At 39.7% G+C, this 22,486-nt stretch carries 23 protein-coding genes and 1 riboswitch; of the genes, 13 read left to right on the forward strand and 10 right to left on the reverse strand.

The window, feature by feature from the left end:
• Positions 1 to 63 precede the first annotated feature (63 nt).
• On the forward strand, positions 64 to 537 hold the full coding sequence (locus V6R21_RS08160) for a hypothetical protein (protein ID WP_334242574.1): 474 nt from the start codon (positions 64 to 66) through the stop codon (positions 535 to 537).
• On the opposite strand, the gene V6R21_RS08165 is transcribed toward V6R21_RS08160, so the two are convergent.
• Complete coding sequence (locus V6R21_RS08165) at positions 524 to 1,630, reverse strand: IS4 family transposase (RefSeq protein ID WP_334240753.1); 1,107 nt, start codon at positions 1,628 to 1,630, stop codon at positions 524 to 526. The two genes, V6R21_RS08160 and V6R21_RS08165, sit on opposite strands and share 14 nt — an antisense overlap.
• Positions 1,631 to 2,243: 613 nt before the next feature.
• On the opposite strand from V6R21_RS08165, the gene V6R21_RS08170 reads away from it, so the two are divergent.
• The 4 genes from V6R21_RS08170 (at position 2,244) to V6R21_RS08185 (ending at position 5,570) form a co-directional block, all read left to right on the forward strand.
• On the forward strand, positions 2,244 to 2,984 hold the full coding sequence (locus V6R21_RS08170; RefSeq protein WP_334242576.1) for a hypothetical protein: 741 nt from the start codon (positions 2,244 to 2,246) through the stop codon (positions 2,982 to 2,984).
• Between the two features lie 522 nt (positions 2,985 to 3,506).
• Entirely contained in the window at positions 3,507 to 3,917 is a 411-nt protein-coding gene (locus V6R21_RS08175) for a hypothetical protein (protein WP_334242578.1), read from the forward strand.
• A gap of 399 nt (positions 3,918 to 4,316) precedes the next feature.
• Positions 4,317 to 4,892, forward strand: a complete 576-nt coding sequence (locus V6R21_RS08180) for a hypothetical protein (protein ID WP_334242580.1) — start codon at positions 4,317 to 4,319, stop codon at positions 4,890 to 4,892.
• 288 nt (positions 4,893 to 5,180) lie between these two features.
• Positions 5,181 to 5,570 (forward strand): hypothetical protein, encoded by a 390-nt coding sequence (locus V6R21_RS08185; protein WP_334242582.1) that lies wholly within the window; start codon positions 5,181 to 5,183, stop codon positions 5,568 to 5,570.
• An 80-nt stretch (positions 5,571 to 5,650) separates the two neighbouring features.
• On the opposite strand, the gene V6R21_RS08190 is transcribed toward V6R21_RS08185, so the two are convergent.
• The 3 genes from V6R21_RS08190 to V6R21_RS08200 all read right to left on the reverse strand — a co-directional run bounded on the left by V6R21_RS08190 (position 5,651) and on the right by V6R21_RS08200 (position 8,393).
• Positions 5,651 to 6,625 carry an aldo/keto reductase gene (locus V6R21_RS08190; RefSeq protein WP_334242584.1) on the reverse strand — a complete coding sequence of 325 codons (975 nt, stop codon included), beginning with the start codon at positions 6,623 to 6,625 and terminating at the stop codon, positions 5,651 to 5,653.
• A gap of 116 nt (positions 6,626 to 6,741) precedes the next feature.
• Positions 6,742 to 7,611 (reverse strand): helix-turn-helix domain-containing protein, encoded by an 870-nt coding sequence (locus tag V6R21_RS08195; protein ID WP_334242586.1) that lies wholly within the window; start codon positions 7,609 to 7,611, stop codon positions 6,742 to 6,744.
• A 17-nt stretch (positions 7,612 to 7,628) separates the two neighbouring features.
• A complete protein-coding gene (locus V6R21_RS08200) occupies positions 7,629 to 8,393 on the reverse strand; it encodes an arylamine N-acetyltransferase family protein (RefSeq protein ID WP_334242589.1) in 765 nt (254 codons plus the stop codon).
• Between the two features lie 256 nt (positions 8,394 to 8,649).
• Here V6R21_RS08200 and fabG point away from each other — a divergent pair, with 256 nt between their 5' ends.
• Positions 8,650 to 9,402: a 3-oxoacyl-[acyl-carrier-protein] reductase gene (gene fabG / locus V6R21_RS08205; protein ID WP_334242591.1), complete on the forward strand. Its 753-nt coding sequence runs from the start codon at positions 8,650 to 8,652 to the stop codon at positions 9,400 to 9,402.
• Positions 9,403 to 9,478: 76 nt separating this feature from the next.
• Here the strand turns inward: fabG and V6R21_RS08210 are convergent, their stop codons facing one another.
• On the reverse strand, positions 9,479 to 10,273 hold the full coding sequence (locus V6R21_RS08210; protein WP_334242593.1) for an SDR family oxidoreductase: 795 nt from the start codon (positions 10,271 to 10,273) through the stop codon (positions 9,479 to 9,481).
• 98 nt (positions 10,274 to 10,371) lie between these two features.
• On the opposite strand from V6R21_RS08210, the gene V6R21_RS08215 reads away from it, so the two are divergent.
• A complete protein-coding gene (locus V6R21_RS08215) occupies positions 10,372 to 10,917 on the forward strand; it encodes a 2'-5' RNA ligase family protein (RefSeq protein WP_334242596.1) in 546 nt (181 codons plus the stop codon).
• A 38-nt stretch (positions 10,918 to 10,955) separates the two neighbouring features.
• Here the strand turns inward: V6R21_RS08215 and V6R21_RS08220 are convergent, their stop codons facing one another.
• From V6R21_RS08220 to V6R21_RS08230, 3 genes are all read right to left on the reverse strand, one after another.
• Complete coding sequence (locus tag V6R21_RS08220; protein ID WP_334242598.1) at positions 10,956 to 11,372, reverse strand: gamma-glutamylcyclotransferase family protein; 417 nt, start codon at positions 11,370 to 11,372, stop codon at positions 10,956 to 10,958.
• Positions 11,373 to 11,462: 90 nt separating this feature from the next.
• Complete coding sequence (locus V6R21_RS08225; protein ID WP_334242600.1) at positions 11,463 to 11,678, reverse strand: hypothetical protein; 216 nt, start codon at positions 11,676 to 11,678, stop codon at positions 11,463 to 11,465.
• The gene (locus V6R21_RS08230) at positions 11,659 to 11,910 is read right to left on the reverse strand and encodes a YgjV family protein (protein WP_334242602.1); all 252 of its coding nucleotides are present in this window, start codon (positions 11,908 to 11,910) and stop codon (positions 11,659 to 11,661) included. Before V6R21_RS08230 ends, V6R21_RS08225 begins: the two co-directional genes overlap by 20 nt.
• A 175-nt stretch (positions 11,911 to 12,085) precedes the next feature.
• On the opposite strand from V6R21_RS08230, the gene V6R21_RS08235 reads away from it, so the two are divergent.
• From V6R21_RS08235 to V6R21_RS08255, 5 genes are all read left to right on the forward strand, one after another.
• Complete coding sequence (locus V6R21_RS08235) at positions 12,086 to 12,565, forward strand: thioredoxin family protein (protein WP_334242605.1); 480 nt, start codon at positions 12,086 to 12,088, stop codon at positions 12,563 to 12,565.
• 508 nt (positions 12,566 to 13,073) lie between these two features.
• Positions 13,074 to 14,369 carry a peptidoglycan DD-metalloendopeptidase family protein gene (locus V6R21_RS08240; protein ID WP_334242607.1) on the forward strand — a complete coding sequence of 432 codons (1,296 nt, stop codon included), beginning with the start codon at positions 13,074 to 13,076 and terminating at the stop codon, positions 14,367 to 14,369.
• Between the two features lie 187 nt (positions 14,370 to 14,556).
• Complete coding sequence (locus tag V6R21_RS08245) at positions 14,557 to 15,009, forward strand: MarR family winged helix-turn-helix transcriptional regulator (protein ID WP_334242608.1); 453 nt, start codon at positions 14,557 to 14,559, stop codon at positions 15,007 to 15,009.
• Between the two features lie 225 nt (positions 15,010 to 15,234).
• Positions 15,235 to 15,846, forward strand: coding sequence for a YceI family protein (locus V6R21_RS08250; protein ID WP_334242610.1), 612 nt, complete (start codon positions 15,235 to 15,237; stop codon positions 15,844 to 15,846).
• A 327-nt stretch (positions 15,847 to 16,173) separates the two neighbouring features.
• Positions 16,174 to 16,578: a hypothetical protein gene (locus V6R21_RS08255; protein WP_334242612.1), complete on the forward strand. Its 405-nt coding sequence runs from the start codon at positions 16,174 to 16,176 to the stop codon at positions 16,576 to 16,578.
• Positions 16,579 to 16,641: 63 nt separating this feature from the next.
• Here V6R21_RS08255 and V6R21_RS08260 read toward each other — a convergent pair whose 3' ends face one another.
• Complete coding sequence (locus V6R21_RS08260; RefSeq protein ID WP_334242614.1) at positions 16,642 to 19,047, reverse strand: TonB-dependent receptor; 2,406 nt, start codon at positions 19,045 to 19,047, stop codon at positions 16,642 to 16,644.
• A gap of 122 nt (positions 19,048 to 19,169) precedes the next feature.
• Positions 19,170 to 19,259, reverse strand: a riboswitch (TPP riboswitch).
• A gap of 174 nt (positions 19,260 to 19,433) precedes the next feature.
• On the opposite strand from V6R21_RS08260, the gene porZ reads away from it, so the two are divergent.
• Complete coding sequence (porZ, locus tag V6R21_RS08265) at positions 19,434 to 21,635, forward strand: type IX secretion system anionic LPS delivery protein PorZ (RefSeq protein WP_334242616.1); 2,202 nt, start codon at positions 19,434 to 19,436, stop codon at positions 21,633 to 21,635.
• Between the two features lie 131 nt (positions 21,636 to 21,766).
• Here the strand turns inward: porZ and V6R21_RS08270 are convergent, their stop codons facing one another.
• On the reverse strand, positions 21,767 to 22,123 hold the full coding sequence (locus V6R21_RS08270) for a hypothetical protein (protein ID WP_334242618.1): 357 nt from the start codon (positions 22,121 to 22,123) through the stop codon (positions 21,767 to 21,769).
• Between the last annotated feature and the right edge of the window lie 363 nt (positions 22,124 to 22,486).

Genomic DNA, 22,486 nt, shown 5'->3' on the forward strand with positions numbered 1-22,486 from the left:
GCTACTACTCATACACAAGGCCGTTGTGCGTCAGCTAAAAAAAACGACACCTGAGAATTAAAAATGGGATTTGGATTTAATTTATTCTTCATTTTCATTCTTGTCCCATTGACAGGAATTCTATTGATAGCTTGGCTTCTATCGAGGAAACTTTGGATTGGAAAAATACTTGGATTTATTTGGCTCGGAATTTTTGGACTTGCACTACTGTCAGGTATTGTTCGGTGGTTAACTTCAAAGACAGAATTGGACAAGGACGATTACTATGGAGAATATGTTATTAATCGAGGCTATTTCAAAGGCAAACAGACTGATTGGCAATACAACCATTTTCGTTTTGAAATAACTAACAAGGACTCAATTTTCTTCTATGTGACTGACAAAGAGAAAATATTGAAAACTTATCGTGGGACAATTAAAACAACAACACCATACAGTTCAGCTAGATTAATAATTGAAATGGAACAACCGATACACCACATTTTGACAAGTATTCCGACAACTCACTCTACGGTACACTTTTTTATAACCAACTAAAAACCAGTTTTTCAGATGGTGTTTTGGGACTAATTCCCCTCCAAAACTTCTTCCAAAGTCCTTTGATCTCATTACCTACTTGGCGGGATCTCGTACAGAAATGTTCCTGCAACAGATCTTTTCCCTTTCTGAAATAGCTGTTCTCCCTGTAACCGTGGTTCTTTACTTTTATGTTTTGTACTTTTTCATGGAAAGCCACGCCAAATAAGTGACAAACAGCAAAGGCCATACACACCACAGCAAAAAGTCTTTCAAGCCGATCCAATTTGGTCAGGTGAGTGGCTTCCAGGTTGAATCCCCGCCCTTTGAGCGACTGGAAGAACACCTCGATGCTCCACCGTTTTCTATAGCTTGACAGCAAGCCTCTTTTCATCAGGTTTGAGACTACGATCAGGTAGTCCTTTCGCCCGTTTTTATCCTTGGTCATCTGCATGGAAAGAGTCAGGTCCATTCCATAGATCGTCGCTCTTCGGTCAGTACAGCGAAAGCCTTCTTTGCTCCATACCTCTCCTGTTTTCTCCACACCATCGATGCTGATTTTGTGGTGTGATGGAATCCGAACGCAGAAGACAATCCCTTGCATGGTCATAAACCGAAGCCACTTTTTGCCGATAAACTCCCGGTCTGCAATCACTTTCCCGATCCGCTCGGGAGGTACAATCTGAAGCACTTCCTTCAGCAAATCAATACGCTCCTGCTGGTGGCTGTTTCCTTTTTTGTCCAGTAGCCGAAAAGCCAGTGGGAAACCCACGCCATGACTGTAGGCTGTCACGGCCAGAATATTCACTGCCTGCTTTCTGGACTGCCAGTTGGTTCGGTCAATGCAGAGGGTGATCTTTCCGGATGGCAGGCAGGAAAACAACCATGCCATCAGGGCCTGATAATTGAACACAGCTCCTGACATAAAGCGTTTGACTTGCTTGGTCCGAGAAGCTTTTTGCGCCTTGGATGGCAAGTTTTTGGCTATCTGATGAAATTGCACATTTTCATCTTCCACCAAGGCCGTAATTAGCTTGGCTAGTACCTGTTTGCTTGGTTTGCCTTTGACGATTTGGAAACCGCAGAGGATTTCAAGTATATTTGCAGTCAACATAAAGGTAAAGGTCTGGCTTGTGGTTTTGGCGAACGGCAAAGTTAGACCTTTGCTTTTTCTTGCCCCAATCAGCCCTTAAATAACCTGCAAATATCCTGTAATCCAGCATTACACCCTTAATTCACTTTGTTATTAAAACTGTACCGTAGAGTGCCGACAACTTACAGAAATGCTTGGGATTTCTATTTGGTGTTTAAGTCGCCAAAATTTTACAACGTATTTTTCGAAAAAGGAAAATGGAAGCCAATAGAATGAAAAAGAAAAAGCCGATCGCACAACATGGGCTAAATCAAACACGGTTTGACGATGAACTTGACACTTACTAACTTTCTAATAACTTTATCTCGGCCGATAGTTTAGCCACAGCCTCAAACTCTATCCGTTTCATTTTTTAATACTCCTTTCTATCGTAAAGAAAAAGCCGGATCGAACAAAGTAGCAGGAGCAGGAATTCCCGACGGTACCTGTTTTACTTTCACACACTGTGCCTCACCAAAGAAGCGCTGTAAAACAGCTTATAATATGCATTATCAGTTTATTAAATCTTAGATTAGTACTATATTGAGAAGGATCAAGCTTGAACAAACGATAGCTTGGTGTTAGCCTTAATAGAATGAAAATTCCTGAAAATTCAATATTACACCTATACCAAGGATCTCCAACGATAGAGCTATTGGAGAAAATAGGATGTGACGAACATGATATAAATGGGGCTAAAAATGAAGAAGTCTTTTGGTTAAATACGCCGGGACCAATCTATACCACACAAACTGATAATTGTGGAACAGGGCAACCAGAAGCCCCTAACAATGTAGGGGGAGATGAAAACTACTATGAGTTTATTTTCAAACAACCTCTTAGTACTATCGAATTAAACCAAATAAAGAATGCAGCTGATATTGATCCTTTTGGAGGTTATTATTTTGACGGGAATAACTATTGGACAAACGAACGAATTATTACATGGTGGTCAAAAATAGAGATAGTCATAGAGTATATGATTGACAGATATGAAGAAGAACTTCAATTGCCATTAAACGCTCATAATACACTGTTTGATTTTGGAAAAGGACCTGAAGAAGCTCATTTTTTTGGACCAGTCACTCCAATGCCCGAAAACTATAAAAGTGCACTTGATTTTTATCAAACCGAATTAAAAAATTACCTTGAATGGTATATGGTCACTAATAATAAATCAGCAGCTAAGTTAAACGAGCTAGATTTCAATTGGAGCGAGAAGGTTGAGCTCGATAAAAAATTAAAAAATTTCAATCCTCAAACAAGAGACTTAGTTAGAGAACTCCCAAAATCTAACCAAAATCAGTCAATTTTGAATAAGAAGAAAGGATTTTAGGATAGGGTAAGAGAATTAATAAAATAAGGCTAACAACACCTATGACGCCATGTCGTGCTAGTAGGTTACGACAGGTTTGTGGCTATTTACCAATCCCGCAAATCCTCTGAATTCGCTACTTAGATAAACGAAACGAAATACGAACTTAAACACGTCACGGTGCATAGCCATAGCCTCAAACTCCATCCGTTTCATTTTTTAATTCTCTCTCCTAGCGTAAAGAAAAAGCCGGATCGAACAAAGTAGCAGGAGCAGGACTTCCCTATGGTATCCGTTTTACTTTCACTCACTGTACCTCACCAAAGAAACGCTGTAAAACAGCTTATAACATGCGCTATCAGTTTATTAAACCTTGGATTAGTACTATATTGAGAAGGATCAAGCTTGAACAAACGATAGCTTGTTGTTATGTGTCCTTATATAACCAATAATTAAGTATTGCTTTGATGTGTAATCTTTATGGATGGGGTTTAATTGATTTTAATTCAAGAAGTGAATATGATGCGGAAAAAGAAAGTGTATGTGAATAAATTAATTGATTACTTAACTGAAGATAATGAATATAGATCAGTAGGGATAGTATTTATGCTATCATTTTTTATTTCTATTACTATGTCAATTCAGTCAGAAGATGAAATGGTGTCTGTTATTTTTTTAATGCCAGTAGGTGGGATTTTTGGGGGGATATTTTTAAATCTGTTAATGAGTATGCAAAGTGGTGTACTTAGTACCTTTATGAAAGGTGAGGATAAATCATCTGAATATAATTTTAGAGTGTTGATTTTGGCTTATTTGCCAGTGGTAGTGTTTATTGTTGTTTTTTATTCCCTCTTTGAATCTGGATTTGAATTAATTTTCATACCATCCATTGCTTTATCATCAATATTTTATGTGATTTTAATTAAATGGATTGAAAATATAGATGGTGAGTAATTAAGGTTGATTAGCTGTTTAAAGATAATAATTGATTCTCTTAAAGAATGTAGTCTATTCAAACGGAGTCTATAGTAGTGCTACTTTAAATAATGAAGTTTGGTGAGATTGTGTGTTGTAGTGAAAGGATTAATTGTCTATTCAATTTTAATGAACTCAAATAAATAAGAGAATGAATCAAATGTAAAGGAAGAGAATGCTTTTTAAACATTGTGAGAGGGGTTTTTATTTTTTTATTAAAACGATAAGCTATCTGTAAATCATTGAGCATTTTTTTATAGATATGTAGCTGAATGAATAGATAAAGAAAGGTGAATAACAATAACTATCACTCAAAGCAGATACACAAATAAGTGCTATTTGTAATATCTATAACGTTGAGTGTGTTTGAAATAAAAAATGATAGTTGAGAGCAAAGGCTTTGATTTGAATGGATTTTGGATTCCTGAGTTTCATCTTGATAAAGATGAAATGATAGGTATATGCTTGTATAGCGGAGCTCATTTCTTCGACTTAGAAAAATCACTAGTAGACCTTTTGACTAAAAAAAGTACTCATAAGTCTCTTGCTGTAATCCAGAAATTTGAGTTTGTAGAGCGTTTTATTGAGACCAATAAATTGAAGTCATTATTTTTCACAAAAACTATCGAAAATTATTTAGACAAGCATGTAAACAGTGATAGCATTTGGATTGAAAAATTATTCGAAATAGATGGAGTTCAACTAGAAACACGAATTAACACCTTAGCAGGGAACTATCGAAAGTGGTTAGAGCTTTTTGCAACATTCTCAACAACAAATAATATTGTGTTTGATATGGTGGGGCAAGATGTCCTTGGAGCAAAAAAGACATTAGAATATGTGAAAGATTTTGTTGATAGAGGAGGCTCTGCGATTATGTTGGATAACTTTGATGACCCACACTCAATTTTTGATAGATACTATAAACTTAAAAATAAAAACTACACAAAATAAGAGCCAAATGTCCATGCCTTGCGATTGCTTCTCCACGGCATTTAACAAGAACGTTTATCGTAATCAGATAAGAATGAGGAAGTATCTGCAATTTTATATGGTGGTTATTTTGTGCCTTTTCCTTGCATGCAGCAAAGGACAGCAAAGAAATGATCAGCTCGAAGACAGTACTGAACAGAGTGCAGGTGAATTGCTTGGGAGTACGCTCTCTGTTAAAGGAATTGATACTGTATTTATAGCGATAACTTCATTGCTGCTGTTGAATCAAATAGATAAAATAATAGGGCTATGCTGAAATGGTTTAGATCTCAATCAAGTGACTCTCGAGAAGATATTCTGAATAAAGGCTATAAAATGAGTCTTGAATTTGGGGGAAATTGGTTGAAGCCAATTAACGAGCGACTAGGTAAAAAATATCCAAAGCTGTCATCAAATGAACTAGATGAGTTTAGTGCTATTTGTGAAAGGCTAAGAGCTGAGGCTATTAATTTTATAAATAAGTATCTGGAAGCTAAAGCAGAAGGAAATCAACAAATCGTGGAAAAGGAACTACAGATAGCATTCACGAATTGGGCACTTGAATATTACCCTTGGTTATCCAAATCAAATATTAAAGGTACGGTCAGTCAAGGACTTTACTTTGCTTGGAAAGGTGGACTGGTTAAGCAAGTGAAATAATGAAATTTGAAATATCATTAAGTACAGCTCAAGCAGGAAGTTCTATTCCTACTTGAACTGACTTTTAGCTAAATTAAAACCTAGGAAGCAACCATTCTTTGTAATGCCTCAGGGTATCGGTCACCTTTGAGCGCACCAATCCCAAAAGCGTTATTTAAGTCGCTTATTTCATCAGGAGTGAATGTTACATTTAAGGTTTGAAGGTTGTCATCTACCCGATGAGGTTTGCTCATGCCGACGATCGGAATAATATCTTCACCTTGCTGTAGTAGCCATGCGAGTGCCAGTTGACTTGCAGATACATTTTTTTGGCTTGCCATATCCTTTAAGTAATCCACCTTTTTAAGATTGAATTCCAGATTGTCTCCCTGAAACCTTGGCAACATACTACGATAATCGCCTTTGGGCAATGGGAAAGACAGGTTACCAGTCAGTAAGCCGTAGCTCAGCACTGAATAAGGAACAATGCTGACTCCCAGTTCTCTGGCAGTGGGTAGGATCTCATTTTCAATAAACCTTGTCGCCAATGAGTATTCTATTTCCAAGGCTGAAACGGGGTGAACTTTATTGGCACGTTTAAGCTGTTCGGCATTGGCTTCTGATAGGCCTAGGTATCTAACCTTTCCTTCATCAATCAAATCCTTGATAGCACCGACTGTCTCTTCGATAGGAACATTGGGGTCTATGCGTGCAGGTTGGTAGAGGTCTATCTCATCAACTCCTAAGCGGGTGAGGGAATAGGAACAGAAATTTTTAATGGCATCCGGTCTACAGTCCAGCCCCAGAAATTGACCTTTGTGGTTTCTCAGTGTACCTGTTTTTACGCTTAGAAATACCTTGTCCCTTCTGCCTTTAATGGCTTCTCCTATAAGTAGCTCATTCATACCCATGCCGTAAAAGTCCGCCGTGTTCAAAAAGTTGATGCCTTTGTCTATGGCATACTGCAATGTTTCAATGATTTGCTGTTTGTCTGCCTTTTTTTCATTGACAGACCTTGAACCCATGGAGATGGCGGATACTTCAGGACCGTTTATGCCTAATTTTCTGGTTTGCATTTTCATCTGTTGTTTATCTGATTAGGATGATTAATTGAGATGATGCAAAGTTGAGGAGCTTAACGCTCAGATAGAAGGTCTGAATATCCGATAAAATGGTCTAGATGTCGGATGGGTTAGTGAAGGGACTTCCTGTATTGCAATGGACTCATTCCTGTAATGCGTTTGAAAAACTTGCCAAAAAAGGAAGGGTTGGGAAAGTTGAGCAATTCAGCAACCTCAGCTATATTCAATTGCTGAACCTGAAGCAATACTTTAGCCTCCAGACAGACCAAATCATCTATCAGTTCGCTGGCAGTTTTTCCTGTTTGTTCCTTCAGCGTTTGAGAAAGGTGCTTGGGAGAGATATGTAGTTGCTCGGCATAATACTGTACTTCCCGTTGTGCTTTAAAATGTTGGGTTAGCAGCTTCTTAAATTGGATGGTGATGTGTTGGGCTTGTGAAAATGAAGCAGGTTTGTTGTTGTCTTCCTGTAAACTTTCAACCTCAAATAACAGCACGTGGATAAGTGATCGGATACTTTCCATACGGTTAAAAGCAGTCGAGTGATCTTTTTGTGCTATCAATTCAAAGATGGCTTGCAGGTGTCGGAAGGTTTCATTGTTGAGCGGAATGTATTGCTTTCCTGTTGGTTTGTAAAAAGGAAAATGGGTTAGGAAAAGCGGGTCAGAAAGCCCTTCTACTGCAAAGCTTTCGGAGAAAAAGATACTGACTGTCTGAATGCTTTCATTGACTGTCCATTGTCTTACCTGCTCGGGACTGACAGCCAAGACAGCTGGCGCTTGTACTTCATATTGGTTTATGCCAACATGGAAGGTGGCTTTCCCCTCGACAATCAAACCGAGACTGTACATGGAAGAGCGATGCGGCTCATGCTGTCGGTTTGGTGTCATTTCCAGAGGCTTGAATATATAATTAGTGGAAGTTGTCTCAAGCCCGTACTTTTGGGAAAGCGCTAGGTTGTCAAGGCGTTTTATCTTTTTCATATTGCTTAAGGCAGCCTCTATTGATGTCCTTTGATCCCAAAGTATTCGGCAAGGTATCGGTTAAAGTCCGCTTCACTTTCAAATGGCAACTGAGTGGTTTCTTTTCCATTTTCACTAATCTTCAGGTAGTCATCAGAAAGGGTAATTCTGCCATTTGGCGTAGGTTTACTGATTACTTTCTTTTGGGTAAAATGTGATGCCGGATTGCTTTGATGGTATGTACACATCCCGCCAAATTCTGTAAATGCTCTGGGAGTTGTTGTGAAGATATAGTTGAACTCCTTTTGGTCTCCGTTCAGTTTAGACACACGGTAATATCCGTCTTCGGTTTTTTCAATCACAAATGCACCATTTGGATCGTGTTGCACTTCATTCAGTACAAGCTTCAAGGGCTTTATGGTAAACTCTCCAAAACCGACATCTACCAGATACTGCTCCTGATTGATTGTGGCAACGATTGCCATATGGTCGAATTCTGCTCCGTAGTTACCATTCTTGCTGTCAAATACACGGGCTGAAATTCTGATAACATCGAATCCCAAATGCTTTAAAAGCTCGAAGAACAATCCATTCAGTTCATAACAGAAACCACCTCTTTGATGGTTAATCAGCTTGGTATAGATTTTTTCGGTGTCAAGTAGGATAGGGTTGCCATAGTGAATGTCCAGGTTCTCGAAGGGAATATGCAGCAGGTGATGGGTTTGCAGCGCTTCCAATACTTCAATCGTTGTCTCAAGTTGTCCTTTGTATTGGATTCTTTCTAGGTACTTGTTTTTGTCCATTTTTATTAGTGTTAGTTTATCAGCATTGTATTAACCTACACATAATTTGTTTTGTTTGAACGCCTTCAGGCGCTTTAGTTCAAGTGTTAGTAAGTTTAATCCGTAAGCCTTTGAGACTGAATTTATAAGCATTTGCTTATCTGTTCTTTAGATGGTTTTGATTCATTTTCTTACCTTTGGACAGTTTTATCACAATAAAGTACCAAGTAAGGGAATCGTCCCTTATCATTATCCATCAAGTTTTATTCAAGAAAAAATGAAACTATTAGAAGGTAAGAACATTCTGATTACAGGCGGCGCTAGAGGCATCGGTAGATCTATTGTATTGAAGTTTGCTGAAATGGGCGCAAATGTAGCGTTTACATACGTTTCTGAGTCATCTGCAGCTAAAGCTGAAGAACTTGCGAAAGAAGTAGAAGCACTAGGCGTAAAAGCAAAAGCATTCCGCTCTGACGCTTCTATTATGGCTGATGCAGAGCAGCTGATCAAAGACTATTCTGCAGAGTTTGATACATTGGATGCATTGGTAAACAATGCTGGTATCACTAAGGATACGCTGTTGATGCGTATGTCTGAGGAGCAGTTTGACAAAGTAATTGAGGTGAACCTGAAGTCAGTATTTAACCTGACTAAGGCAGCTATGAGAACGCTGTTGAAGCAGAAGTTCGGTTCAGTGATAAACATGTCATCGGTAGTAGGTGTACGTGGTAACGCTGGACAGGCTAACTATGCGGCTTCAAAAGCTGGTATCATCGGTTTCTCTAAGTCGGTAGCGTTGGAGTTGGGTGCAAGAAACATCCGTTGTAACGTAATTGCGCCGGGCTTTATCGAAACTGAGATGACTGATGCATTGGATCAGGATCAGATCGCTGCTTGGGTAGAAAACATTCCAATGAAGCGTGGTGGTAAGGCAGATGAGGTTGCTGACCTGACTGCATTCCTTGCTTCTGATATGTCGACTTACATCACTGGTCAAGTGATTGAGATCAACGGTGGTATGAATACCTAAGATAGATGCTAGATATTAGATGCTAGAAGCTAGACAGAATTCTAGTTTCTAGCATCTAACTTCTAGTTTCTTAAAATTACAGATCGTAACTGTTACGGATTATTTTTTCAGCCAGCTTGTCCGGCAGCAATCTCTTCACAAACTTCAGTAATCCTGCATTTCCGCCTGCCACATATACTGGTTTGGTGTCACGCTTTTCAATTGCATTCACAACGGCATTCACAATTATCTGAGGGCTTTCAGCATGTGCCATATTGGCTTTTACCTTTTCTCTCACCTTGTTAGCCATAGGATAGTACTCAGCCTCATTGCGGCAAAGGAATTCCGGAACGATAGAGGTTCCGATATCATTTGGCTCTATCAACACGACTTTAACCCCAAAGTCCATCATTTCACTTCTTAGTGACTGGGTAAAGCCCGAAAGTGCAAACTTGGTCGCACAATAGCTAGAGTAGTAAGGCAGTGCAAAACGCCCTGTCAGTGAACCGATATTGATGATGGTACCGCTCTTGCGCTCTCGCATTTGAGGTAGGATATATTTGGTCAGCTTTAGTAGTCCAAAGAAGTTAACCTCAAAAAGGTAACGGTATTTCTCCATATCACTTTCCTCTACAGGGCCCAGTTGGGATTGTCCTGCATTGTTGACCAGAATATCGATGCGGGTATCCTTGATGTGCTCGTATAGCTCCTCTACACTTTGTTCATTGGAGAGGTCAAGTGGCAGGTAAGTGGCGCCTTCTAGTTTGTCTTTTACTGTTTCCGGATTACGGGCAGTTCCGATAACATGGTAGCCTTTCTGAAGCATGGTTTGTCCGATGGCTTTTCCGATACCACGTGACATGCCCGTGATCAGTACTGTTTGCTTGCTCATATGGATAATTGGATAATTTTTTCTCAGGAAAATGCTAATATAGTAAAGTCAATAGACAGAGAGGTAAGAAACAGTACAATTCCACAAATCGACCAGCAATGAAACTGTATTTTATAGCCGTTGTACCACCAGAACCAGTCAGAAGTGAAGTCTGGGATATGAAGCATTATATGGCGGATCATTTTGAGACGAGAGGGGCGCTCAAATCACCTCCTCATATAACTTTACAGCCTCCTTTCAAATGGGAAGAAGCGAGAGAAGGAGAACTTATGCGAGCACTTAAGACACATTTGGAAACCACAAAACCATTTGAGCTTAACCTAAAAGGGTATAGCTGTTTCAAGCCAAAGGTCATTTTTGTAGATATGGAAGAAAGTGAACCTTTATTGGCTTTACAGGCAGGAATCAAAGAGATGGTGCAGCAAGATTGGGGTATTATGGAAGAACGGTATGGAGACAAGCCTTTTCATCCACATATGACCATTGCCTTTAAGGATTTGAGAAAGGAGATGTTTGGTTTGGCTTGGGATGAGTTTAAGGAGAAAATGTATGATCGGCTAATTGAAATAGGAAGTGTCTGTCTGTTGAAGCACGATGGCAAAAAATGGCATATTGCCCGAGAGATTCCTTTTGGAACTTTATAGAAGCTGGATGACTTGGTCCAGCTTCCTGACATTGGTGGTTACATCACCCATTCGAGGTAATCCCCAGATGTAATCCGTTTTTTCTCTTCAATATCCCAGTTATATAGGTAAACCCAGCAGTGGTAGTTCTTGCGGGGAGTGTGAATTTCAACCAATTCCCGAGTATATTCATTCTTGTGTTCACCCTCGCCGGTTACGCCTTCATAGCGGTCAAGCTCCAACAGTACTTCCTCCTTGTTTTCTCCTAACTTGAAGATGCTGCCATATACCTTGTGTTCTGAGTCGTTACTTACTCGGGCACCTGGATAGCCGTCAATTTCATAAAGTTTTCCATTGAAATATCCGCGAGCAAGGTAGGCTCCATTTTTTCGTAAAAAGTCAGCCATAGGCTCCCTTTCTTCTTGTATTAGGGTGCCGTAAGCGAATAACAGGTCTGAGTCTTGATGAGTTTTCATATCATTGATCTTATTTAGCGCAGTTGTAAAAAAATAAGATCAGAAATTAGGAAACTGTTTGTCAATTTCCTTGTAAAATATGATGATTTTTTACTGGAAGCCTGTCGGTTGGTTGTCTAGCAGGTCCATGAGGTGGGAATAAAGCGCCGCTTTCTGATGCTCCTCAAAATAGTATAATTGGCAGTTTGCTTTTACGATGAAGGTTTCTGATTCATAGCGGATACATCCGAAAGGTGTAAACCAGTAATCTTGCCCTTCATTGTCAGTTGCTTCTTGTATGATATCATCAAGCTGTTGGTCCATCATCTGCGTAATGCCTTCTGTTGATTTTTGAAATCTGATAAAAGTTAACCACAATTATAACACTGTTGGTTAATATAACAGGCAAATAGCCTCCCATAAAACCATAAATTACAAAAAATGCACAGCCTAGAATATTGATCATTCTCAGAAGTTGGATGTCCTTCATCAGAAAAGAAGCCATTACAAGGGCAGAAGCTAAGTAACCCAGTATTTCAGTGAGCATTTCGAGGTTCATAGTTAGTTCAGTTATGAGCGAATGTAATTTTTAAACACCTTTATAAAGAAGAAAACGGGTGGAGTTTGTTCCTTTTCCGCCGTTAACAAGCTCCAACAAAGGTGAAGGAAGTTTTACAATCACAGTACAGCGTGTACTTTTGTGTTTTGAATATTTGAGACTAAACAGACTGCAAATGAAAAATTTACTAACAATGGTGCTACTGCTTTGGGCTGCAGTAGGATTTAGTCAGGGAAAGCTTTATCACCCAGAAGCTGATGCCCGCCAACAGCTTGAAAAGGCAGTGGCTGAGGCGAAACAAGAAGGAAAACATGTATTGGTACAGGTAGGGGGAAACTGGTGTTCGTGGTGTATCAAGTTCAATAAGTTTGTACATAGTGATGAGGAAGTAGCAAATTACTTGGACAGTAACTATGTAGTGGTTCACTTGAACTATAGCCCTGAAAATAAGAATGAGGAAATATTGGCTGAATTGAGCTATCCACAGCGTTTCGGCTTTCCGGTATTTGTTGTGTTGGATGGGGAAGGCAGAAATATCCATATCCAAAACTCAGCTTATCTGGAGCAGGACAAAGGGTATAGCAAAAAGAAGGTAATTGGCTTTTTCAAAGGTTGGGCTCCTGCTGCACTTGACCCAAAGACATACAGTCATTAGCCTGTAAGAATATAAGTTTGCCTTGTAAGGAAACCATCTGATCAAAGATGGTTTTTTTATTATATCAATATAAAATATTGTTTTTTGAATAAATACTTAATATTAAATATAACTATGTTGTTAAATGTTTTTGCGGTGTATATATTCGTTAGGAGATAATTGTTATAGAATAAAATTTTGTCTCTAAGAGACTCCTTAAGATATAATAAGCAATTTAGCAGGAAACTAAAACCACCCCTCAGGGGGTGAGATTTGAAAATCACCATCTTTAATAACTCAAAAAAAATATTGCCTGCTGGCAAGGAATTGCTAACAACCCTATTAATCAATCATTTTTATTAAGGCCTGAGAGCAATGCTCTACAGGCCTTTTGCTTTTTTTATATATTTGCGGAACTATTATGCTACAGTTTTTGTATAGAGATACGCAAGAGTGTGTGAATCTTCATTTACCACAATCTTTTCTATAATTTATCACATTACAACGCTATTCAACCGAACTCTGACAGATGCAGAAGAAAATCACAATCACTATTATTGGCCTAATTATCTTATTGGTAGGAGGACTGTCATTTTTTTACACCACACAGGAGGACTTAGCGATCAGCTATTCAGCCGCAGATGAAGCACTTAAGGATTCTTTGCAGGTAGACATCAAGAAAGCCAAAGAAATACGCTATGGCATTGAGGTTGACTCCCTTGAAGTACTGGACAAGAAAATCAATAGGAATGAGACATTGGCAGATATTCTCTTGCCTTACAATGTTTCTTTTGAGGCGATCAACCAGATTGCCGCTAACTCACGAGAGGTCTTTGATGTAAGAAAGTTTCGTGCAGGAGGTAGTTATACCATGATTTCTGAGAGAGACTCTATCGAGACAGGTAAATACCTTATATACCATGTAAACCCAGTAGATTATGTGGTATATGAGTTGTCCGATTCTCTGAAGGTATATGAGGGACACCATGAGGTAGAGATCCATGAAAAAGTGATTACTGCTGAAATCAACTCCTCTCTGTATCAGGCAATGATAGATGCAGGGGCAACGCCATTGTTGGCGAATAACCTGTCAGACATTTTTGCTTGGCAGATTGACTTCTTCCATATTCAGAAAGGGGACCGTTTCAAGGTGGTTTATGAAGAGCAGAGCGTTAAAGACAAGTTTGTAGGGGTCGGAGAGATTAAGTCTGCCTTCTTCCTTCATGCTGGCGAAGAGTTCTATGCATTCCTTTACCAACGTCCTGACCATGAGGGAATGGAGTATTTTGATGAAAAAGGAAATAGCTTGAGAAAAGCTTTCTTGAAGGCTCCATTGAACTATGCGAGAATCAGCTCAAGATTTAATAGAAACCGTTTTCACCCAGTACTGAAGCGTGTCAAACCACACTTGGGTACTGATTATGCTGCTCCAACAGGTACGCCAATCCAATCAGTGGGTGATGGTGTTGTAATTGCGAAGGGTTATACCAGAGGCAATGGTAACTATGTGAAGATTCGCCATAATGGTACTTATACCACGCAATACCTTCATATGTCTAAATTTGCAAAAGGCATGAAACAAGGTAAAGCCGTAAAACAAGGGGATGTGATCGGTTATGTAGGTAGTACGGGACTGGCAACGGGACCTCACTTGTGCTTCAGGTTCTGGAAAAATGGCAGACAGGTAGACTGGCTAAGAGAAAAGATGCCAGCATCTGAACCAATTGAAAAAGCATATGAGCTGGATTACCTGCACCATATGGATACGTTAAAGCAGCATTTGGATAACCTGTTGTATGAAGACAATTCAGATCAGGTCATGTGATAGATAAAGCATCGTAGAGATATATTAAAGAGCCCATTATACCTTGGCGTATAGTGGGCTTTTTATATGTTCTAGCCCGAATTAACATTTATTCTGAGGGCTTGCAGTAAAAAAAAGTAGAATCACTTGTAAATAATTTACATGTAAACTATATTTGCGTCATAATCATTGAACAAGAAGAAAAACGATGAGGATAGAGGACGAAATAAAACAATCGAAATTTAAGGATCCACAAATAAAGGCAATGCTTAATATTGTTTTCACTGCAAACTGGTGGAATGCCAAGACTGCAGCAGTAATGAAGCCTTTCGGTATTTCGCCTCAACAGTACAATATCTTGCGTATTCTGAGAGGTTCACATCCCACAAAATTATCTGTTCTTTCCATTAAGGAACGAATGCTTGATAAGACACCCAATACAACAAGGCTTGTTGATAAATTGCTAGCCAAGGATCTTGTTGGGAGAAAGCGTTGTGAAAATGACAGGCGAGTGGTTTATATCAGTATTACTGAAGCAGGACTTCAGTTGTTAAAAGAAATCGATGAGAACGTCAAAGAGATGGATGCTAAGAGTTCGATGGACCTGACTGATGAGGAGGCGGAGACGTTGAGTAGACTGCTTGACAAAATGAGAAAATAGCGAAGGCTATTTTTTTGAATAAATATTTTACATGTAAAACAATTTTAAGTAAACTAATGTTATAACGATATTGTTATATCTAAAATAGAAAAAGTGCAAGCTCCAATGAGCAGTTTCATATTAAAATAAATAAAGTTTTATCCGGTAGTGGCATTAAGGTAGTGTCCTGCTAGTATTAAATACATATCAGAAAGATTTATCCATTTACTAGAAAATTTAGAAATCATGAAAAACACAAAAGTAGTTTCAATCGTTCTTGCAGCTATTGCATTGTTAAGCTTCTCATTCAAAGCAGCTGATTTGGCTGATGTATTTACAGTTAGCACTCAGAAAAGTACGCTGAAGTGGGTTGGTAAAAAAGTAACAGGTGAGCATAGCGGTACTATCCAACTGAAGAGTGGTGCACTGGAAGTGAAAAACGGAAAGCTGACAGGTGGTTCATTTGAGATCGATATGAACTCAATTATTTGTGAAGACCTTGAGGATGAAGGTTACAATGCAAAACTGATCGGTCACTTGAAGTCTGATGATTTCTTCTCAGTAGACAAGTTCCCTGTAGCGAAATTTGATATCAAGAAAGCTAAAGCTCAGGGTGGTGGCAAATACCAGATTACAGGTGATTTGACCATCAAAGGAATCAAAAATGAAATCACTTTCCCTGCAGAGGTTAATGTAGAGGGTAATACAGTTGAAGCAAACGCTGATATCAAGGTTGACCGTACAAAATGGAATATCCGTTACGGTTCAGGTAGTTTCTTCGACAACCTTGGCGATAAAACAATTGATGACAACTTTGAACTGTCATTGGCTTTTGTAGCATCAAAAAGCAACAACTAAGCATTATATCTTAACTGACGAGTTGAATACATTATCTTTTAACACCAATGGGTCATATGACTCATTGGTGTTTTTTTGTTTTAAATCAGGTTGTGGTTGAAATGTTAAAATGGGTTTCGATAAAACACGGTGCATCAGTTGTCGGAGGGGGGAGGTTGTATTAATTTCATTTTCAGTATGAAAATTCCATACTGATTATATCTATGATACACTAACTTTTTAGGATGAATATCCTGGTGGTGGAATATCTATCTATTCTTGATTGTGTGTCGCCAAGGATTGAAACTAACTTGACTAAAACGACGGAACAGTTTAACCTTCTCGAAAATGAAAATCTTTGAAAGTAAGTACCTCAAACTCTACTTTTTTGAAGAATGCCGGATAATGGAATGGGTGTTTACACAGGAAAGCGTGTTGATGAAAGAATCAGACTTTAAACATGATATAAGAACAGTACATAACCTTGCGAGAGAAGTGGACCCTGTGAGTCACTTGATTGACTTTTCGCAGTTTGGTTATATACTGAATGATGATGAAAAAGGATGGTTGAGCAGCCAGTTTTCTGCATGTGTTAGGAAGGGTGATATTTTGAGTATTGCCAGTACCGTATCGACATTTCTTTATGCACAGATAGCGATAGAAGATTTTTTTGAACGATTTCTGAGTGTCCCTTGTGAATACTTTGAAGCAAAGGAAGCTGCACGTGAGTGGCTGATGAAAGATGCAGATTGAGCTATAAGCAAAAAAGTCCGGAAAACGATTTTTCCGGACTTTTTTGGTTGTATAAGGTAGGTGTTAAATCTTGAATCGTACCGCAATCAGGAAGTTTCTACCTGCCTGTGGGTAGTAGTAGTTCTGTCTGACTGTTTCACCTCCCCATATGTAGCCATAGGTATAGCCGTTGGATTCATACAACTCATCAAAGATGTTGTTGAACAGTGCACTGATACCAATTTCCTTGAAAACGCCTGCCGAGAAAGTGTAGTTTAGGCGAATGTCATTGGTAAGGTACGCCTCTATCTTGCGACTATCGGTTTGGGTGTTGTCAAGGTATTGCTCACCTACATACTTGGTTAGCAAGGCTACTTTCAAGCCGTTGGTAGGTCTGTAAGCAAGTTGGCTACCAGCTATCAGGTTTGGCGAGAAGGCAATGTCAGTATCTTTATAAGTGATCGCCTGCTGCTCTCCGCTATCATAATTGTCCAGAAACTCTGTGAATTCCTTGATCTTGTTTTGGCTTAACGTCATGTTGGCATCCCAAGATACCTGATCCGTGATATTCCATTTACCTTGCAACTCAATGCCCATACGGTAACTGTCCTTGACATTTTCACGGATATAAGCTCCTACATCATTGATTTTACCTGTTGAAATTAATTGGTTGTCATAATCCATCAGGTAATAGTTGGCAGCAAATGCCAGTTTTGAACCCGCAAAACTGTAGCCTACTTCAAGGTTTCTTAACTCTTCCGCTTCAGGCCAGTTCTGTTCTACAGCGCCTGTGAAGTCATCCCTGTTAGGTTCCTTGTGTCCAATCCCGAATGAAGAATAGATAGTGCTTTTACCTAGCTTGTAGGTAATGCCAGTTTTTGGGTTGAAGAAACTTAAATCTGTTTGTTGAGGCAACTCTGTAAATACAGGTTGTCCAGTTTCGGGATTGGTAGTTTGTGTAGGGCCAAGGAAATTGTATTGCACTTTTCTTAATTGCAGGTCACCAAATACAAACAGGTTTTCAACTACTTGATAGTTCGCTTTTGCATAGATATTGAAATCCTTTTTTGTGGCATTATTGTCATAGTAACGGTGACGGATATTGCCATTGCTCATGTACTGAGCCCAAATCACTTCTCCAAAGTGCTGACCTTCATAGCGGTTCCAACCACCACCAACGGTTACATCCAATACAGGAGCACCTTTCAGCATTTCAGGACTTTGGTAGTTGATAGAGAAAATACCACCATAAAAGTCGTTGTCCAGCCATCTTCTGCGGATCAGGTCAGTATTCGAAATGGTTGTGTCTCCAATTACCAGCGTTTCCAATCCATACTCCGTCAGCGACTGGTCAGCTTTATACTGCTCAAAGTAGCCACGACCTTTGGTGTAGTGCAAGGCTGCATTCAGGAACCATTGTGAACCTATTTGCTTGTCGTATAGAAACTGTAGGTGGTCTTGTTGGTAGTTGTCGACCTCGTTGTCATAACCCGCCAACTCATTGAAAGTGCGGTCACCTTCTGCTATCTTTTGCTCCGATACACCGTTCCAGGCCTGGAATGTAACCTCTTTTCCTGAGAACACATTTGCGGTAAAGTTACCGGCTTTGCTTTCGTATTTCCCTGAAAGGTAGAATGACTTTAAGTCAACCCATGCATTATCGATATAGCCATCCGATTCTGTTTTGGAAAGTCTGCCATACAAGCTGAAGTGGTCATTCAGTTTTCCTGTTGAAAACTCTGTGTTGACCTTCCATGTGCCAAATGAGCCAACAGTAGTACCAACCTGCGCATATGGTTTGTCAGCAGGGGCTTCAGTCGTAAGGTTTACTGATGCGCCAAATGCACCAGCACCATTTACTGAAGTACCGACACCACGCTGGATCGCAATATTGTCTACAGAAGAAGCAAAATCAGGCATATTGACCCAGAATACTCCTTGAGATTCTGCATCGTTGAGAGGAATACCGTTGATGGTGACGTTGATACGGGTTGGGTCCGAACCTCTGATACGCATGCCTGTATAACCGATGCCAGCTCCTGCATCAGAAGTAGTGACGATAGAAGGTTGGAAGTTCAGTAATACAGGAAGGTCCTGCCCGAGGTTTTGAGGTGCAATCTCTTCCGCTGTCAGTTCTGTTACAGTAACAGGGTAGTCCTTTTTGGCATAAATGATGGCTGTTCCCAACTCTTTGAAGTCTTCCTTGAGGGGGATGTCCAATATTACATCCTGCTTCAGGGTAATTGGTTGAGAGAAAGGCACAAAGCCAAGGAAAGAAACAGATAGTGTGTAGTTACCTTCCGGTAGTCCACTTATCTTATAAGCACCAGAAGCATCTGTAATGATACCTTTATTAAGTTCTTCTATTGAGACAGTCGCACCGAATAGTGCTTCTTGATTAGAGGCTTGTGTTACTTTGCCCGAAATGGAATATTGTCCGAAAGACAATACGGGTAACATCAGCAACATGGAAAATAAAACAGCTCTCATCTTTACTTTTAGTTTGTAGTGATTAAAACTTAAAGCGTATGATGAGTGCGAAAAAAGAGATTACGGGAAACGGATGCATACTGTACGCTTACAGTATGGTTGATTTCAGACAACTATAAAAACAAAGGCTGTCTTTTGCTCCCTTCGCAGGAATTACCCTGTTCAGGTTCTATGGGTATAATCTCAGCTTTTCAGCACCCCAGCATACTATACCGGCACTTGCCAGTACAATCATTTTGCGAGCCACCCTTTTGGATGGCGCTGCAAAGATATGCCGATTTATATTTTATTTACAAATTGTCCTATTCTTTTCTTTATTTTCGAATCTTGATAAAGATGAAATGAAAACAACGGGGCAATACCTTTACCCCAAAAACAATATTGGAATGAAAATTCTTTTAGGGACGCTATTTTTTCTCAGCAGCCTTTGCGCAATGGGGCAGGATATTCCTGTAGGCAGCTGGCGGACACACCTGACTTATCACAATACCCATATTGTAGAATTTGGAGAAAACAAGGTTTATGCAGCTTCTGCCAATGGACTCTTTTTTCTTGACTTGGAAACCAATGAGCTTCAGCCAATCACCAAGGTGGATGGCTTGAGTGATAGTGATGTGGGTGCCTTATCTTACAGGGCTGCTAATGGTCAGTTGCTGATTGCCTATCGCAATGGGAATATCGATGTTCTGGAACAGGATGGTATCGTCAATATTAGGACAATACTAAACGCTGATTACCCTGACAAGACACTTTATGATGCAGAGAATGTTGGAATGTTTACTTACATCTCCTCGGAGTTTGGGATTGTCAGGTTGGATATGGATACCTATAATATACGGGATACTTATGCTGAGATTGGCATTGATGGAGAGCAGGTAGCCGTCTATGATTTACAGGTAATTCGTGATACCATTTTTGCGGCAACTGCGGAAGGGTTAAAAGCGGCTCCAATTGATGAGTCTGTCAATAAACAGGATTTTAGAAATTGGACTTTGCTGAGAAGCTCCAACAGTATTAGAAAAGTGGCAGGTGGAGATGATAAGGTATATTTTTGGGAAGAAACATCAGGTGTTTGGGAATATGCCGCTGACACAGCGCTTCTGATAACTGATACTGAACTTTCATCCATAAATGGTATTGCTTACGGAGATGAGGCATTGCTTGTCTTGCGAAATGAGCAGATTGAGAAAATAGGTTCAGAGGTGACTACTTTAGAAGGATCGCAAATTGTTTCTCCACAAGATGCGACCTTTGGAGATGATGGAACACTTTGGGTAGCAGATAAGGCTACCGGACTGACAACATTAGGAGATGATATAACGGAAAGTTTTTTCCCTTCAGGTACTTATGCACCAGAGGTGTACAGGCTATTTTACTTTGAGGACCGAATAGTCGCAGTAAGAGGAGGGTATGCAAATGGTTCAGCGCAAGGACTTCCTGCTTCCTTTTATCTTTTTGAAGAAGGAAAGTGGACAAATTTTACAGCAGAGTCAAACAATGTTGGGGCTGTAAATTTACCTGACATTAATGATTTAACAGGGTTTGTTTATAACCCATTTGATGGGAAAGGCTACTTTACAAGTTATGGGGGTGGTCTATTGGTATGGAATATTGAGGAGAATACTTTTGAAGTCATTAAAAGTGGTTTTGAGCAGGATACACAAGGTAATGTAAACCTTCACAGTATTGTGGTGGATGGAGTAGGCGACCTTTGGATGGGTGCCAATAGAAATGTTTATACGCTTCCGCTAAATGGAACAGTGAACAAGATAGCTGTCAATGGTTTGACCTCGCCACTGGATATGGCCATTGATGATTTTGCCCAATTATGGTTCAGGAAGTCAACAGGTGGGTTGTTGGTATATCAGAATGGTGTTTCAAGATCATTATCTGAGGGGAGTAATAATGGAGGTTTGCCAAGCCAGACAGTGCTTTCCCTTTCAAATGATAGAGAAGGGAGCATTTGGGTAGGAACAGCTGAGGGCGTTGCAGAGTTTTTCAGTCCGTCAACGGCATTGTCAAGTTCACCTGAAGATGCTGTACTGCCACGTTTTGAAGGCAGACCAATCCTTCAGGAAGATCAGGTGACTGCTATTGCTGTAGATGGAGGCAACCGTAAGTGGTTGGGTACCAATAATGGCTTGTGGCTGTTTGGTCCTGACGGCAGTAGTATGATTCAGCAGTTTACTGCTGAGAACAGTCCTTTACTTTCCAATCGTATTACTTCATTGGTTGTCCATCCGAAAACAGGAGAGGTTTTTATAGGGACAGATAAAGGCTTAGTCTCATACAGGAGTGATGCTACAGTAGCAAGCCAACAACATGCTGATGTGAAAGTCTTTCCAAATCCTGTAAGACCTAATTACAGTGGTGTGGTGAGTATTTCCGGACTGGCAGAAGATGTAGAGGTCAAGATCACGGATATTTCAGGTGAATTGGTTTGGGAAACACAGGCAGCTGGTGGTACAGCCACTTGGAATATACGTGACTATAATGGAAAAAGAGTCAAGACAGGTGTTTACCTGATATTCAGCAGTAGTGAAGATGGAGAGGAGACCTTTGTGACAAAAGTCGCAGTGGTTGAATAGAAAGATAACAAAAGCACTTCTGGAAGTGACAGTTTCCTGAAGTGCTTTATGTATCCTTTTGAAGTAGGTTATTAAAGAATATCTTGTCTATATACAAACAAACTTGTGTTAGAACAGCGACTGCTGTTTGCTTAGAGATATAATACATCCAGCTTTTTTACACTAGCTTTTGGATGGAAAATAAGCTCAGCGTGGAGCTTCTGAAGCGCTGAGTCCACTGTGATTTTTAGCAGTACCTGTTCCTGAATGTCTTTGTGCTTCAGCATCACGTAGTTGAAACCACTGATGTCTATCGGTTCATCATCTACGTTACAGACATGCTGTACCTTTGAGATTTTAATTCTATCCTGATATGAATCCCAAACAATCAGGAATATTGCCGGAATTTCCGGTGTTGTTACCTTCAAATAATGCAAGTCCGACACAGCCAACATGTCTTCTCTCTGTGTCAGTTCTTGCCAGATTGCTGCAATTTGTGCCTCACTCATTAACACTTCCATTTCTGAATATTTTGTTTTAAGCCGATAGGCCTTAGTCTGATACTAATGTAACGGTAAATGCTGATATATTGTATTAAGAATTGAAAAAATATAAACATTTCGATTGTCAAACAAGGAATTGTAAACGAAAGCAAGGTAAGGATAAAGCCGGTTTATGACTGAAGTGAAGTATGGTTGTTTGGCTTGACCAAAAACGAAGGAAACAAAAAAATAACACAGTTTGTTCTGCGGTTAAATCCATTTTTTGGAAGTGAAGTTAGGATAAAACGGTCTTTGATATCAGTGAAGTTAATGAGTCAAATTTGGATTTAAGTGTTTGAAATACAATTACTGGATATTCCAAAATGGGAG

The organism is Limibacter armeniacum (genome assembly GCF_036880985.1).
Taxonomy (GTDB): Bacteria; Bacteroidota; Bacteroidia; order Cytophagales; family Flammeovirgaceae; genus Limibacter; species Limibacter armeniacum.

Bases quoted from the DNA above. Each gene is read 5' to 3' on its own strand.
- V6R21_RS08160 (WP_334242574.1), top strand. From the start codon at position 64: ATGGGATTTGGATTTAATTTATTCTTCATTTTCATTCTTGTCCCATTG.
- V6R21_RS08165 (WP_334240753.1), bottom strand. From the start codon at position 1,630: ATGTTGACTGCAAATATACTTGAAATCCTCTGCGGTTTCCAAATCGTC.
- V6R21_RS08170 (WP_334242576.1), top strand. From the start codon at position 2,244: ATGAAAATTCCTGAAAATTCAATATTACACCTATACCAAGGATCTCCA.
- V6R21_RS08180 (WP_334242580.1), top strand. From the start codon at position 4,317: ATGATAGTTGAGAGCAAAGGCTTTGATTTGAATGGATTTTGGATTCCT.
- V6R21_RS08185 (WP_334242582.1), top strand. From the start codon at position 5,181: ATGCTGAAATGGTTTAGATCTCAATCAAGTGACTCTCGAGAAGATATT.
- V6R21_RS08190 (WP_334242584.1), bottom strand. From the start codon at position 6,625: ATGCAAACCAGAAAATTAGGCATAAACGGTCCTGAAGTATCCGCCATC.
- V6R21_RS08195 (WP_334242586.1), bottom strand. From the start codon at position 7,611: ATGAAAAAGATAAAACGCCTTGACAACCTAGCGCTTTCCCAAAAGTAC.
- V6R21_RS08200 (WP_334242589.1), bottom strand. From the start codon at position 8,393: ATGGACAAAAACAAGTACCTAGAAAGAATCCAATACAAAGGACAACTT.
- fabG (WP_334242591.1), top strand. From the start codon at position 8,650: ATGAAACTATTAGAAGGTAAGAACATTCTGATTACAGGCGGCGCTAGA.
- V6R21_RS08210 (WP_334242593.1), bottom strand. From the start codon at position 10,273: ATGAGCAAGCAAACAGTACTGATCACGGGCATGTCACGTGGTATCGGA.
- V6R21_RS08215 (WP_334242596.1), top strand. From the start codon at position 10,372: ATGAAACTGTATTTTATAGCCGTTGTACCACCAGAACCAGTCAGAAGT.
- V6R21_RS08220 (WP_334242598.1), bottom strand. From the start codon at position 11,372: ATGAAAACTCATCAAGACTCAGACCTGTTATTCGCTTACGGCACCCTA.
- V6R21_RS08225 (WP_334242600.1), bottom strand. From the start codon at position 11,678: ATGATGGACCAACAGCTTGATGATATCATACAAGAAGCAACTGACAAT.
- V6R21_RS08230 (WP_334242602.1), bottom strand. From the start codon at position 11,910: ATGAACCTCGAAATGCTCACTGAAATACTGGGTTACTTAGCTTCTGCC.
- V6R21_RS08235 (WP_334242605.1), top strand. From the start codon at position 12,086: ATGAAAAATTTACTAACAATGGTGCTACTGCTTTGGGCTGCAGTAGGA.
- V6R21_RS08240 (WP_334242607.1), top strand. From the start codon at position 13,074: ATGCAGAAGAAAATCACAATCACTATTATTGGCCTAATTATCTTATTG.
- V6R21_RS08245 (WP_334242608.1), top strand. From the start codon at position 14,557: ATGAGGATAGAGGACGAAATAAAACAATCGAAATTTAAGGATCCACAA.
- V6R21_RS08250 (WP_334242610.1), top strand. From the start codon at position 15,235: ATGAAAAACACAAAAGTAGTTTCAATCGTTCTTGCAGCTATTGCATTG.
- V6R21_RS08255 (WP_334242612.1), top strand. From the start codon at position 16,174: ATGAAAATCTTTGAAAGTAAGTACCTCAAACTCTACTTTTTTGAAGAA.
- V6R21_RS08260 (WP_334242614.1), bottom strand. From the start codon at position 19,047: ATGAGAGCTGTTTTATTTTCCATGTTGCTGATGTTACCCGTATTGTCT.
- porZ (WP_334242616.1), top strand. From the start codon at position 19,434: ATGAAAATTCTTTTAGGGACGCTATTTTTTCTCAGCAGCCTTTGCGCA.
- V6R21_RS08270 (WP_334242618.1), bottom strand. From the start codon at position 22,123: ATGAGTGAGGCACAAATTGCAGCAATCTGGCAAGAACTGACACAGAGA.